The organism is Bacteroidota bacterium (assembly GCA_005882315.1).
Taxonomy (GTDB): domain Bacteria; phylum Bacteroidota; class Bacteroidia; order Chitinophagales; family Chitinophagaceae; genus VBAR01.
The window spans coordinates 2,405,119-2,419,201 of record VBAR01000001.1 but is presented as its reverse complement, the minus strand read 5'-3'; the positions used below and the strand labels follow the sequence as shown (position 1 = coordinate 2,419,201).

The 14,083-nt window shown below is 39.9% G+C and carries 12 protein-coding genes; 10 read left to right on the top strand and 2 right to left on the bottom strand.

The annotated features are described in order from the left end of the window. Nucleotides 1–92 precede the first annotated feature (92 nt). The 5 genes from E6H07_09995 to E6H07_09975 all read left to right on the top strand — a co-directional run bounded on the left by E6H07_09995 (nucleotide 93) and on the right by E6H07_09975 (nucleotide 4,048). Complete coding sequence (locus E6H07_09995; GenBank protein TMI66209.1) at nucleotides 93–665, top strand: thymidine kinase; 573 nt, start codon at nucleotides 93–95, stop codon at nucleotides 663–665. A 78-nt stretch (nucleotides 666–743) separates the two neighbouring features. After that, on the top strand, nucleotides 744–1,391 hold the full coding sequence (locus tag E6H07_09990) for a cytochrome C biogenesis protein (protein ID TMI66208.1): 648 nt from the start codon (nucleotides 744–746) through the stop codon (nucleotides 1,389–1,391). 186 nt (nucleotides 1,392–1,577) lie between these two features. Next, nucleotides 1,578–2,273, top strand: coding sequence for an ABC transporter permease (locus E6H07_09985; GenBank protein TMI66207.1), 696 nt, complete (start codon nucleotides 1,578–1,580; stop codon nucleotides 2,271–2,273). Further along, entirely contained in the window at nucleotides 2,270–2,479 is a 210-nt protein-coding gene (locus E6H07_09980) for a CcmD family protein (GenBank protein TMI66206.1), read from the top strand. Before E6H07_09985 ends, E6H07_09980 begins: the two co-directional genes overlap by 4 nt. Nucleotides 2,480–2,638: 159 nt before the next feature. Further along, complete coding sequence (locus E6H07_09975; protein ID TMI66205.1) at nucleotides 2,639–4,048, top strand: Glu/Leu/Phe/Val dehydrogenase; 1,410 nt, start codon at nucleotides 2,639–2,641, stop codon at nucleotides 4,046–4,048. A 113-nt stretch (nucleotides 4,049–4,161) separates the two neighbouring features. Here E6H07_09975 and E6H07_09970 read toward each other — a convergent pair whose 3' ends face one another. Further along, complete coding sequence (locus E6H07_09970) at nucleotides 4,162–5,508, bottom strand: amidohydrolase (GenBank protein ID TMI66204.1); 1,347 nt, start codon at nucleotides 5,506–5,508, stop codon at nucleotides 4,162–4,164. A 22-nt stretch (nucleotides 5,509–5,530) separates the two neighbouring features. Then, nucleotides 5,531–8,704 carry an amidohydrolase gene (locus tag E6H07_09965; protein ID TMI66203.1) on the bottom strand — a complete coding sequence of 1,058 codons (3,174 nt, stop codon included), beginning with the start codon at nucleotides 8,702–8,704 and terminating at the stop codon, nucleotides 5,531–5,533. Nucleotides 8,705–8,853: 149 nt separating this feature from the next. Here E6H07_09965 and deoC point away from each other — a divergent pair, with 149 nt between their 5' ends. From deoC to E6H07_09940, 5 genes are read left to right on the top strand one after another with little or no spacing between them, the layout of a single operon-like run. Next, a complete protein-coding gene (gene deoC, locus E6H07_09960; GenBank protein ID TMI66202.1) occupies nucleotides 8,854–9,774 on the top strand; it encodes a deoxyribose-phosphate aldolase in 921 nt (306 codons plus the stop codon). A 33-nt stretch (nucleotides 9,775–9,807) separates the two neighbouring features. Then, nucleotides 9,808–11,301: an aldehyde dehydrogenase family protein gene (locus E6H07_09955; GenBank protein ID TMI66201.1), complete on the top strand. Its 1,494-nt coding sequence runs from the start codon at nucleotides 9,808–9,810 to the stop codon at nucleotides 11,299–11,301. A 44-nt stretch (nucleotides 11,302–11,345) separates the two neighbouring features. Next, a complete protein-coding gene (locus tag E6H07_09950) occupies nucleotides 11,346–12,284 on the top strand; it encodes an aldehyde dehydrogenase (GenBank protein ID TMI66518.1) in 939 nt (312 codons plus the stop codon). Between the two features lie 38 nt (nucleotides 12,285–12,322). After that, nucleotides 12,323–12,769, top strand: a complete 447-nt coding sequence (locus E6H07_09945; protein TMI66200.1) for an SPOR domain-containing protein — start codon at nucleotides 12,323–12,325, stop codon at nucleotides 12,767–12,769. 52 nt (nucleotides 12,770–12,821) lie between these two features. After that, nucleotides 12,822–14,000: an amidohydrolase gene (locus E6H07_09940; GenBank protein ID TMI66199.1), complete on the top strand. Its 1,179-nt coding sequence runs from the start codon at nucleotides 12,822–12,824 to the stop codon at nucleotides 13,998–14,000. The last annotated feature ends 83 nt before the right edge of the window (nucleotides 14,001–14,083 follow it).

Genomic DNA, 14,083 nt, shown 5'->3' with positions numbered 1-14,083 from the left:
TGAAACCCGTTAAAATATTTAAAACGGCTTTTAAAATTACAAACAGTTTGCCAATATATGCAAACTGGTTTTGATGATATCAATTCTTAACAATGTTTATTGAACCTAATTTCAGACCTGAACGCCGCGGATGGATAGAAGTGATTTGCGGAAGTATGTTTAGCGGTAAAACAGAAGAACTTATACGCCGGCTGAAGCGGGTAAAAATCGCTAACCTGAAAGTCGAGATATTCAAACCCGGTATTGATGTGCGATACGATGCAATAAAGATCGTGTCGCATGATGAAAATGCTATACAATCCACGCCAATTGATAACTCACAAAAAATACTATTACTGGCGCAGGATGTAGATGTAATAGGTGTGGATGAGGCCCAGTTTTTTGACAATGAGATCGCTAATGTTTGCGACGAACTTGCCTACCGTGGCATTCGTGTTATTGTTGCTGGTCTTGATATGGATTATCTCGGCAACCCGTTTGGACAAATGCCCAGCCTGATGGCCAAAGCTGACTATGTGACCAAATTACATGCGATCTGTGTGAAATGCGGAAATATAGCTAACTATAGCTATCGTAAAGTGCCCAATGATGACCAGGTAATGCTCGGTGCTAAAGACGTGTATGAACCGCGGTGCAGACAATGCTATAATATGAAGGTGGAGTAGTTACCAGGATATTGGTTTACTTAATCATGAATGTTATTATTTACAAATATTACTTTCGCATAACTCATCATTTACAATTTGCGCCAGGTACTTACCTTATTTAAAAAAGATCTGTTGCTTGAAGTTCGGCAGCAATACAGTTTCTACGGAATACTGTTGTATATCAGTGCTACTATCTTTGTTTTATTTAATGCAGTGAACGAACCCGAAGCGAAAGTATGGAACGGGTTATTCTGGGTTATCCAGTTATTCATTTGTATAAATGCAGTAGCAAAAAGTTTTCTGCAGGAAAGCAAGGGCCGGATGTTATACTTCTATTCTATTAGCAGCCCTGTTCATTTTGTGATATCAAAGCTGTTATTCAATTCCCTGCTCATGCTGCTAATGAGTATGCTGAGTTTGTTATTGTTTACATTGTTTCTTGGTAATCCATTGGAAAAAACGCTGCCTTTTATCGGGCTGGTCTTACTCGGCGGATGGAGCCTCAGTCTTGTTTTTAGTTTTTTGGCAGCGATCGCTGCAAGGGCACAACAGAATGCTGCGATCATGGCTGTGCTCGGCTTTCCGCTTATCATTCCACAACTGATTTTGCTGATGCAATTATCAAAATCGGCTTTTGTGCCTTTGATGGTAATACCGTTTACAACAATACTTCTGCTTGTAGCACTTGATATACTGGTTATAGTCCTGGCTGTTATTTTATTCCCGTTTCTGTGGAAAGACTGATGTAGCTGATATTAGGATATTGGGTGATTTAGCCAATTTAAATAACTTCCTTATTAAATCAATTTCTTAATATCATAATATCTAAATATCCCAATTCCTATTCCCCGATTTCCCCTTATTTTTGCCCCACTTTATTCGTTGCTGCCCTTCATTGGGCTTCGTCCAATGACCGAACAAAAAAACTATATGTATAAATCCTGGTGGAAAATTACAGCAGTAGTCTTACTGGTTTATACAGTTGTTGGCGGCCTCCTTTTTAAAGTGCCCCAACTACCTGCACTCGATGAAACGATCCGCAACCTTTATTTTCATGTATGTATGTGGTTTGCAATGATGATCCTCTTTACAATTTCGGTTGTAAATGCTATACGCTACCTGCGCACCTTCAATCTTAAATATGATATTTATGCAAGGCAGTATGTAGCTGTTGGTATTGTACTTGGGATATTAGGTTATGCTACAGGCGCCATCTGGATGAGCTATACATGGGCAGACCCGAATAATCCTGCTACTGCCTCTTTTAGTACAATTGCAAGAGAACCTAAACTAATCGGCGCCGCTATCGCCTTGCTTGTTTATTTTGCTTATATGATTTTGCGTGATTCCATACAGGATATGGACAAACGAGCCAGGATCAGCTCAGTGTATAACATATTTGCTTATGCAATGCTGTTCCCATCTATCTGGATCATTCCAAGAATATTACCGAGCCTGCACCCGGGACAAGATGGCAACCCAGCCCTGGATGTGAAAAATGATATTGACGGATCAATGCGAATGGTATTTTATCCTGCTGTGATCGGATGGACTTTATTGGGTGTTTGGATCGCTACTTTAAAAATAAGAGTTGCTTTACTGAAAGATAAAACGATGTTATCATGAAAAGACTAAGATATTTTCTGGCTATGTTACTGTTGATGAGTTTTAGCACATTACTGAATGCACAAGGTTCTCCGGCAAATGATATGATGCGAAGTAACGGAAGGATCTATGTAGTGATAGCCGTGATACTAACGATTTTGATCGGGTTGGTTCTATACATAGTAAGACTGGATAAAAAAATAAGCAAGTTGGAAAAAGAAAAATAAACCTATGATGGGTTTTATTTTTTTCATTAATGGAATAACAAACCTTAGTTTTTGATAGCTCAATAGAAATTCAATTGTTGATCCGCCGCGGCGGACGCACTGCATTCAAGTAGTGACGATGCCGCTGGTTCAGAAAAAATAAATATAAAATTCAAAAGCATGTCTAATTACAGTTTCTTTGGCGCAGTCGAAAAAAGTTTCGATAAAGCCGCACAATTTACCAAATGGGATGCAGGCACCCTGGAACAAATAAAACAATGCAATGCTGTTTACCGGATGAATTTCCCTGTGAAAATCGGTGATAGCATACAAGTAATAAAAGCTTATCGTGTTCAACACAGTCATCACAAATCTCCCTGCAAAGGCGGTATCCGTTTTTCAACTTCGGTAAACCTCGATGAAGTAATGGCACTTGCTGCACTGATGACTTTTAAATGTGCAATTGTAGATGTTCCATTCGGTGGTGCAAAAGGTGGTATCAGCATCGATCCGAAAAAATATACGCCATATGAACTTGAAAAAATCACACGTCGTTATACTGCAGAACTGATCAAGAAAAATTTTATCGGGCCCGGCACCGATGTGCCTGCACCTGATTACGGAACCGGTGAAAGAGAAATGGCGTGGATACTCGATACTTATACATCTATGCGGCCCGGCGAGATCGATGCGGCAGGTTGCGTAACTGGTAAACCAATTACACAAGGTGGTGTTCGTGGCCGACGTGAAGCTACAGGCCTCGGTGTGTTCTATGGTATTCGCGAAGTATGTAAGATGGAAGATGTAATGAGTAAATTAGGATTGAGTACAGGAGTTGAAGGTAAACGTGTAATCGTTCAGGGCTTAGGTAATGTGGGCTATCATGCTGCAAAATTTTTCCGTGAAGGTGGTGCAAAAGTTATTTGTATAGCTGAACATGATGGAGCTGCTTTCAACGAAAATGGGTTGAATGAAGAAGAACTGTTTCAGCATAAAAAGAAAACAGGCAGTGTAAGAAACTTTCCGGGAGGCACCCATGTCGACAGCAGCAACGAAGCAATAGAAATGGATTGCGATATTTTAATACCTGCTGCATTGGAAAATGTAATTGATGGTGACAATGCACCCCGCATTAAAGCGAAAATAATTGGTGAAGGTGCCAATGGCCCATTGACTCCTGAGGCCGATGAAATATTCATCAAGAAAAATGTACTGGTAGTACCAGATATGTATCTGAATGCTGGCGGTGTAACGGTGAGTTATTTTGAGTGGCTGAAAAACCTGAGTCATGTACGTTACGGAAGAATGGAAAAACGTTTTACAGAAAATATGAATGCACATATTCTCGGGCAGATAGAAGGACTGACTGGTAAAACAGCAGATGAAAGAGAAAGAGATTTTATTTTACATGGCGCTGATGAGGTCGATTTGGTGTACAGTGGACTGGAAGAAACAATGATCAATGCTACACATGAAATAATGAGATGCTGGAAAAGCAATCCAAAAATTCCTGATATGCGTACAGCCGCGTATGTAGTTGCTATTAATAAAGTAGCAACAAGCTATGCCGAACTGGGCATATTCCCATAAAACCCGAATTACTTGCTTATTTATCCCATCTGTTTAAAGCGGATGGGATTTTTTTATGATAAAAAAAACCGGGTAACATTTCGCTACCCGGTTGCTATCAAAACCAAAATTTATCAAAAAGGCTTAGGTGCTTTTTTCAAATCATATTTCTGTTCATAGCGTTCGTTCAATTGTTTTTGCTTGTCATCAAGGTTTATTTTACGTCCCTGGATGAAGGCGTCAGTTACATTGTTTTTGCTCATATCCAATATATCACCAGAGCTAACAATAAAGTTTGCTTCTTTTCCTGCTTCAATGCTTCCTGTTTTATCTCCTACTCCCATAATTTTTGCTGCATTTAATGAGATAGCAGCTAACGCTTCTTCCTTTGTTAAGCCATAAGCAACAGCAGTACCTGCATTAAAAGGAAGGTTACGGCCGCGGGTCTGTGGGTCGTCATCAGATATTGCAAACAACACACCTGCTTTTTGCAAAGCCAATGCTGATTTATAAGGCTGGTCAACTGCATCATCTGTTGTAGTGGGCAGGCTGTGCATCTGCTGAAGAATGACAGAAACATTATGTTGCTTTAGTAAATCAGGTATCTGCCAGCTTTCACTGCCACCTACGATCACCACATCAAAGCCAAACTCTTTTACAAAGTCCAATGCAACCAGCATTTGTTTTACTGTATTGCCATGCACATAAAATTTCTGAGTTTTATTAAACAAGTTTTTTACCGCCTCGTATTTAATATTTGTTTCATCATGTGTGGTTGCAGCATTATAAGCTTTTGCCTCCCGGAAAAATGCTTTCAGTTTTTCTATTTGCTCCAGTCCTTCTTTTACCGGATCAGGTGGTGTTCCACCGCTTGCATTCGGACCACCCGGTCCACCGCCACCAAATCTGCCGAAGCTGGGACGTGGCATTAAAGAAGGCATAAATAAGTGCATGCCTTCATCTGTTTTCATAGAAGCATCTGTCCATGTCCATGCATCCAGTTGCACTACAGATGATGAACCGGCTAAAAAACTTCCTTGCGGAATAATATTCGCAGCCAATACACCATTCGAACGAAGTGTATTGATAACTTTTGAATCAGTATTATAAGCAACGATAGAACGTACATTAGGGTTCATATCACCAATTTCACGAACATCGCTGGATGCTTTTACAGCGCTTATCTCTACCAAACCTAAATCGCTTGATGGCAATATAAGACCTGGATAAACATGTTTACCCTTTACGTCAATAACTTCTGCACCTGATGCAGGTATTGCGATGTCCTTTCCTACTTTTTCAATTTTACCATCCTTCACCTGGATGATGCCGTTCTCAATTACAGTTCCGTTGCCCACATGAATGGTTGCATTTTTAATATACATAACACCTTTCTGTGCTGGTGCTGGTAATACATTGGCTTGCGAAAAAACCTTCATGCCAATTGTAATTACGGTTAAAAGAAAAAATATCTTTTTCATTATAAAGTTTTTAATTGTTATCTCATTCTTCTGTATCGATTACGAGCAATCCATGACTATGACCGTGGTCGCTGCAAGTATGCATAATTTGATAAGAAGGTACAGCAGGTATAGTTGGTGCTCCACCTCTTTTTTCTCCTGTCAGTTTTTTGACCAATCTTGCTCTTTCTAAATCAACTTCTTTCTGCAGTTGTTCATCTTTTGCCCTGTCAAAATAAACTGTACCATCAACAATCGTGTACAATGATTTTGCATAAATGCTCAGTGGATTATCACTCCACACAACCACATCCGCATCTTTGCCAATTTTCAGGCTTCCCACTTTATCCTCTACATGCAGCATTTTTGCCGGGTTGAGAGTTACCAGTTCCAATGCTTCAATTTCGGATAAACCACCATACTTGATAGTCTTAGCAGCTTCCTGGTTCAAGCGTCTCGCCATTTCCGCATCATCAGAATTGATTGCAACTACCAAACCCACTTTGTGCATAATGGCAGCATTATAAGGGATTGCATCTTCCACTTCCATTTTATAAGCCCACCAATCTGAAAATGTAGAAGCAAATGCACCATGTGCTTTCATTTTATCAGCTACTTTATATCCTTCAAGAATATGTGTGAACGTGTTGTAGTGATAACCCATTTTATCAGCCACTTCCATTGAACCTGTTATTTCACTTTGCACATAAGAGTGGCAAGTGATATATCTTTTGTTTTCAAGTACCTCAACTAATGCTTCAAGTTCCAGGTCACGACGTGGAGCATTTAAACCCGTCAACGGTTTTTTCTCTTTGGCCAATTTGTCCTTTTCAGCATTATATCCTTTCCATTCTTTCTGGTAATCCTTTGCACGGGTAAATGCATCGATCAATACCTGCTCTACTCCCATTCTTGTATCCGGGTAACGGTTATTACCACCGGGTATGTTGAAATTGGAACGCTTCACGTTCTCACCCAATGCAAATTTTATTTGTCCTGTCCATCCTTTGAATTTCATATCATCATCATTTGCACCCCAGCGTAGTTTCAATAATTGTGTTTGCCCTCCAATAACATTTGCAGAACCATGGAGGATATGTGATGAAGTAACACCGCCGCTCAACTGGCGATAGATATTTATATCATCAGGGTTAATATTATCAGCAATGCGAACCTCGGATGTTACTGATTGTGCACCTTCATTGATAGATGCAGCAGCAATATGAGAGTGTTCATCAATGATACCCGGAGAAACATGTTTACCTGTACCATCAATCACTCTTGCACCAGCTTCATTCAGATTTTTTCCAACAGCTGCAACTTTTCCATTTTTCAGAAGTACATCAGTATTTTCCAAAACACCTTCTTTTTCCATTGTCCATACCGTTGCGTTCTTTATCAGGATCGTTTCTTGTTTGGGTTGACTTGTTTCATCCCAACCATAAGGAAGGAATGGATAAGTTACTTTGCCAACAGAAGGAATTGGTTTTTTAACCGCACTATCAACTTTTACTTCTGCAGCTTTTACAAATACAGCAGTCCAGGTTAAAGTATTATTTAATGAATCAACACCTGTACCATTCCATTCAGTACCATTGCTGATACCGCTTAGTCTTGTTGCTGATGCAGGCAATGTGGCTTCACCACCGCCGCCAAATCTTCCACCACCGGGAAATCCACCGCCACCACTGGGTCTTCTTGTTGTATCGCCGGGTTGTGCAGCAGGTCTTTGTCTTACAGGTTTTGGTGCATAAGCAAGTTTTACTTGTTTGCCGTCAAAACTGAATCGTGTGTTCAATGTATCTTTTGCAAACATGCTGAGAGAACTTGCACTCTTTACATCCAGTGTATACTTCTCTTCGCCAGCAGGTGTGTTGATCGTAATATTATAGGTACCTGCAATATTGATATCATCTTTTACATTGTATTTGATCCCCTGCACATAGTTGTAAAGGATATTTGTTTTCTCGCTGAAGATGGGGCCGTTTGTGACAAGAAAATTTGCAAGTTTACCCGCATCAAGGCTTCCAACTTTGTCGTACACACCCAGGGTCATTGCAGGTGTTTTTGTCAAAGCTTCCATTGCTTTTGTTTCACTCAAACCATACTCCATTGCTTTGCGAAGATTGGCCCAGAAAGTTGCTGTACTTCTCAGGTCTGATGTGGTCAAACAAAAAGGAATTCCTGCCTTTTCAAATGCCGCAGCATTTGTAGGCGCCAGTTCCCATTGTTTCATATCTTCTAAAGAAACAAACCGTGCATCGTTAGGATCTTCCACATCCATTGCCTGTGGATAGTTCAAAGGCAGAATGAAAGTTGCATTCGTGGCTTTCATTTCCTTGATACGCTGATATTCATTTTGGCCTGCTTTAATAATGTATTGCACGCCGAATTCATCACCGATCCTGTCAGCACGCAGATCATCCCATTTATCATTGGCTTCAAATATCTGTGGTAAATTCTGGTTATCATTCCATGATTGCAGGGTAAGATTAAAACCTTCCATATAAGGTTTTGTTTTATACCATGCTGCATCGAGATAGGTTTGACGCATAAGGGCTATATATCCCATCTTAGAACTGGGATAAGCCTGTGTAGACGTGCCTTTGCTAAATGAATAATGAGCAGATGCTTTTTCTTTTACTATAACAAGGTTCTCTTTTTCAGTGGCGAGTGTTACCACCGCACCTGTGCCCCTTGCCACACCATCTTTTACATGGGTAAGTACTGTACCAAAACCAGCTTCACGCAATGGTTTTGCAGTTGCATCACTTACACCAAACACTTTATAAACATCCACATCAGATTTGATGGCCTGGTTCCATCCATAAGGTCCTTTTGCCGCAGTTTCAATCTGTGGTGCCTGGTTAAAATTAAATCCTCCACCGCCAGCACCCTGTTGACGTTGTGGTGTTCCGTAATCTGAATAAATGTCGATGAATGATGGGTAAATGTATTTCCCTTTACAATCCACCTCTACTGCGCCAGCGGGTACCGATCCGCCTGAAGCGACAGAAATAATTTTACCATCTTTAATTATCAATGTGGCATTGGATAATGTAGTGGTTCCGTCTTTTACAATTGTTGCATTTGTAAATGCATAATGACCATGGCGGGGGTCAGCCACACCATTCTCGGGAAAAGTTGGTTGCGCCGTAAGCACTGTACTTAGCACCAAACCACAACTCAGCCCAAAAGCTAATTTTAGTTTTCTCATTGCATGTTGTTTTTAAAAAGGACTTCGAATTTAAGGCAATCCGGCTAATCCCTGATTTTAAAATGATAAACGGATTTTTTAGACGCAAAATCCGTCGCTATCCTTTACAACAAAGTTTGGTTACCTTTGATTTTCTATAAAAATTGATTATGGCTATTGCCAAGACCTCATTACGATTGCCCGAGTTTACTCTCTCACCCCGCATCGACCAGGTTGGTGTAGAAGAAAGGGCTTCCAGGTTTACAAAACGAAGCATCAAGAAAGAAACAAAACTAAATGGATTGAAGCTGGTGCTGAATATGATCGATCTCACTACCCTGGAAGGAAAAGATACCGATGGAAAAGTAAAACAGCTTTGCTACAAAGCAATGCATTTACACGATTCCTACCCGGACCTGCCAACAGTAGCAGCTATTTGCGTTTACCCAAGTATGGTAAAAGTGGCCAAAAAAGCACTGGGTGATTCAGGTGTAAATGTTGCTTCAGTTGCTACAGCATTTCCCAGTGGTCAGGCGCCAAGCGATGTAAAGATCCGTGATACAAAATATGCTGTCGCAAACGGTGCTGATGAAATAGATATGGTCATTAGCCGGGGTAAATTTCATGCCGGTGAATATAATTTTGTATTTGATGAAATAGCAGCTATCAAAGAAGCCTGTGGCGATGCAAGACTGAAAGTAATTTTAGAAACCGGTGAGCTCGGCACATTTGATAAAGTAAGACGGGCAAGCGATATAGCGATGTATGCCGGTGCTGATTTTATAAAAACATCAACAGGAAAAATTTCTCCTGCAGCAACAATGCCAGTAACATTGGTAATGCTGGAAGCCATTCGTGATTTTTATTATGAAACCGGTAAGCTGATCGGCATGAAACCTGCCGGTGGTATTTCAAAATCAAAACTGGCCTTACATTATTTAGTAATGGTAAAAGAAACATTAGGGGAAGATTGGTTAACGAATGAATGGTTCCGTTTTGGTGCCAGCAGTTTAGCAAATGATGTATTGATGCAGATACTGAAAGAAAAAACAGGTGTGTACCAGGCTGCAAATTATTTTTCGGTTGATTAGAAAATGATATTGATTACTTGTTAACTCTTAATAATGCCAAAAGCAATTCCAAAAAAGAAAAACAATACTATCAAACTCAAGTTTGATACAAGCTGGCAATATGCTCCTGCACCAGAAAGTAAAAGTGCTGCTACTATTAATAAGCAATATGATTTGTATATTAATGGCGAATGGGCAAAGCCTTCCAACGGAAAATATTTTGATACGATCAATCCTGCTACTGAAGAAAAGCTGAGTGAAATAGCAGATGCAAATGCTGCTGATGTGGATACTGCTGTAAAAGCTGCACGCAGGGCTTATGAAAAAGTGTGGAAGAAAATGCCGGCAAAAGAAAGAGCAAAATATATTTTCCGCATAGCAAGAATTATACAGGAAAAAGCAAGAGAGCTTTGCATCATCGAATCACTGGATGGCGGTAAACCCATTCGTGAAAGCCGCGATTTTGATGTGCCTACTGCTGCCAATCATTTCTTTTATTATGCAGGATGGGCTGATAAATTAGAATATGCATTTCCCAATCGTACAACAGAGCCATTGGGTGTTGCCGGGCAGATCATTCCCTGGAATTTTCCATTGCTAATGGCTGCATGGAAAATTGCGCCAGCTATTGCAACTGGAAACACAGTTGTATTAAAACCCGCTGAAACTACCTCACTGACTGCATTAAAGCTTGCTGAAATAATCCAGGAAGCTGATCTGCCGCCAGGTGTTGTAAATATTATTACAGGCGCCGGCGCAACGGGTGCTGCAATTGTCAATCATCCTGACATCAATAAAATTGCATTCACTGGTTCTACAGATGTTGGAAAAATAATTCAGCGTGCCATTGCAGGTACTAATAAAAAAGCAACACTGGAACTGGGTGGTAAAGCTGCCAATATAATTTTTGAAGACGCACCACTTGACCAGGCAGTGGAAGGTGTTATCAACGGAATTTTCTTTAACCAGGGCCATGTGTGCTGTGCAGGCTCAAGATTGTATGTGCAGGAATCCGTTGCTAAGCAAGTAATAAGAAAACTAAAAGACAGGCTTGAATCTTTGATTGTTGGCGATCCATTGGATAAGAACACCGACATCGGCGCTATCAATTCTCGCCAGCAATTAGAAACAATTCATAAATATTTAAAAATAGGAAAAGACGAAGGCGCTGAAATGTATCAAAGCAGTTGTTCGTTGCCCGGTAAAGGTTATTGGTGCAAACCAACGATGTTTACAAATGTTGCACAAAGCAACCGCATTGCACAGGAAGAAATTTTCGGGCCTGTATTATCAATTCTTACTTTCAGAACAGATGATGAAGTAATTGAAAAAGCAAATAACTCCCCCTATGGGTTGAGTGCCGGCGTTTGGACAGATAAGGGTTCAAAGATTTTCAATATGACAAAAAGAATGCGGGCCGGTGTGGTTTGGGCAAATACATTTAATAAGTTCGATCCTTCTTCTCCATTTGGTGGTTATAAAGAAAGTGGTTTTGGAAGAGAAGGCGGCTTACATGGTTTATTACCTTATTTAAATCTTGTTAATTAAACCCCCATCCCCTAAAGGGGAGTTAGAATATGGAAAGACAAACAATGAAAAAATCTTCACTCACCATTAGTGAGAATGGATTAGAAAAGAAAACCAATTCAAAACGTCTTGAAGTTTTAAAAACTTACAAGATTTATATCGGTGGGCAGTTCCCAAGAACTGAATCAGGACGTTATTATGTTCCAACAAATGCGACTGGGAAAAAATTAGCTAATATATGTCTGAGTTCAAGAAAAGATTTTCGTGACGCCGCCGTGGTGGCGAGAGGCGCTGTAAGTAGCTGGAGCGGAAGGGCAGCATTTAATCGTTCACAGATACTTTACCGTATGGCTGAAATGCTGGAAGGAAGAAAAGCACAGTTCATTGATGAACTAATGCAGCAGGATAGCACAAAAGGTAAAGCAGAAAAGGAAGTCAATCTTGCCATTGACCGACTGATCTATTATTCCGGCTGGTGTGATAAGTTCCAGCAATTATTTAGTGCTGTAAATCCTGTTGCTTCTTCGCATTTTAATTTTTCTGTGCCAGAACCTACTGGTGTTGTTTCAATAATTGCTCCGCAAAGCGATTCATTATTGGGATTAGTTTCTGTAATTGCCCCTGTCATCGCCGGCGGTAATACCTGTATAGTATTAGCATCAGAAACAAAACCACTTTGCTCTGTTACATTTGCTGAAGTACTCAACTCCTCAGACTTACCGGGTGGCGTTGTAAATATTTTAACAGGAAAAGTAAAAGAACTGGCCGAATGGTTCGTTACTCATATGGATGTAAATGCAACCATTTATTGTGAAAATGATTCTTCTGTTCAGCAAATGATAAAAGAGAAAAGTGCTATGAACCTGAAGCGGATCTTCTTTTATGATAAAATTAAATGGAATACAGAGGAAGGGCAATCACCTTACTTCATCATGGATACACAGGAAATAAAAACTACCTGGCACCCGGTGGAAAACATTGCCGGCGCCGGAGGTGGATATTAAGTTACAGGTTTGGCCAAATTTTTGTTTTGTAAAAGCATATGAAAAAGATCTTCTTCGCTTTCCTGATTTTTATAGTTTATAAATCCAACGGGCAGGACGTTGTTGACAGCAATTCAATTATTGTACGTAAGGATCCCCGGATCGATCTGCTGGTGAAAAAGCAGGCTCAGATCAATGAAGAAACCACCAGGGATTCCCGTAAGACAGGCAAAGGTTTTCGATTGCTGGTAATTAATACCACGAAAAGAGATGATGCAATAGCGGCTAAGGCTAAAGTATATACAAATTTCCCTGAACTAAAAGCTTACCTGCTTTATCAATCGCCGTACTACAAACTGAAAGTGGGTAATTTTAAAGACCGTAAAGAAGCTGAGGATTACCAGAAAAAAATGAAATATTACTTTCCTTCCGGTGTATATATCATGAATGATATTATTGAAAACAAACCAGAAAAAGAGAATCTGGAAGAATATAAGGTTCAATAAACTACCTAAAAAACCATTCGCCAGTTGGCGAATGGTTTTTTACTTTTGCAGCATGTTAGACAGGATCAAACAACTCGCCAAAAAATATAGTTCAGAATTTATTGAGGTACGCCACCATTTACATGCAAACCCTGAATTGAGTTACCAGGAATTTGAAACTTCAAAATTTGTGCAAAGCAAACTGGCTTCATTCGGAATTCCGTTTGAAGTAATTGCAACTACAGGAGTAGTTGGACTGATTAAAGGAAAGAATCCGGAAAGCAGAATTATTGCTTTGCGTGCCGATATGGATGCATTGCCGATCAAAGAAGAAAATGATGTTCCGTATAAATCAACCAAAGATGGCATCATGCATGCATGCGGGCATGATGTGCATACAACCTGCTTGTTGGGTGCTGCAAAGATCTTAAGTGAAACAAAAAATGATTGGGAAGGAACAGTTAAACTGATCTTTCAACCCGGTGAAGAAAAAAATCCGGGTGGCGCCAGTTATATGATACGTGATGGTGTACTGGAAAACCCAAAGCCCTCTGCCATCTTCGCTATGCATGTACATCCGGGTTTGCAATTGGGTAAAATGAGTTTTCGCAGTGGTAAAGTAATGGCCAGTGCAGATGAAATTTATATTACTGTAAAAGGTAAAGGTGGTCATGCTGCATCTCCACATATGTGTATTGACCCGATACTTATTGCATCTCATCTTATCATTAGTTTGCAACAGGTGATAAGTAGAAATTCAAATCCATTTAATCCTTCTGTTCTTTCCATTACTTCTTTCCAGGGGGGAACAACAACCAATGTGATACCGAATGAAGTAAAACTGAAAGGTACATTCCGTGCAATGGATGAAAACTGGCGGGCAAAAGCACACGAACTAATCACAAGAAATGCAACTGAGTTAGTAAAAAGCATGGGCGGTGAAATTGATTTATTAATTGATAAAGGCTACCCGACTGTTTATAATAATGAACAGCTGCATGAGGTTGCTAAAAATGCTGCAAAAGAATTTATTGGTACTGCAAATGTGGAAGAAACAGAATTGCGTATGGGTGCCGAAGATTTCGGTTATTATGCACAACAAATTCCTGCCTGTTTTTATCGTGTAGGTGTAATGAATAAAGAAAAAGGAATTACCTCAGGTGTGCATACTCCTACTTTTAATATTGATGAAGACGCAATTGAAACAGGAATGGGTTTTATGGCATGGGTCGGTTGCAGTGCTAAACTCTAAGCTTTCTGTCTTTTTATTTAATCTTAACAATTCAAAATAACTGATGGTATAAAGTTTTCGTCATATAAATAAAAGCTATGACA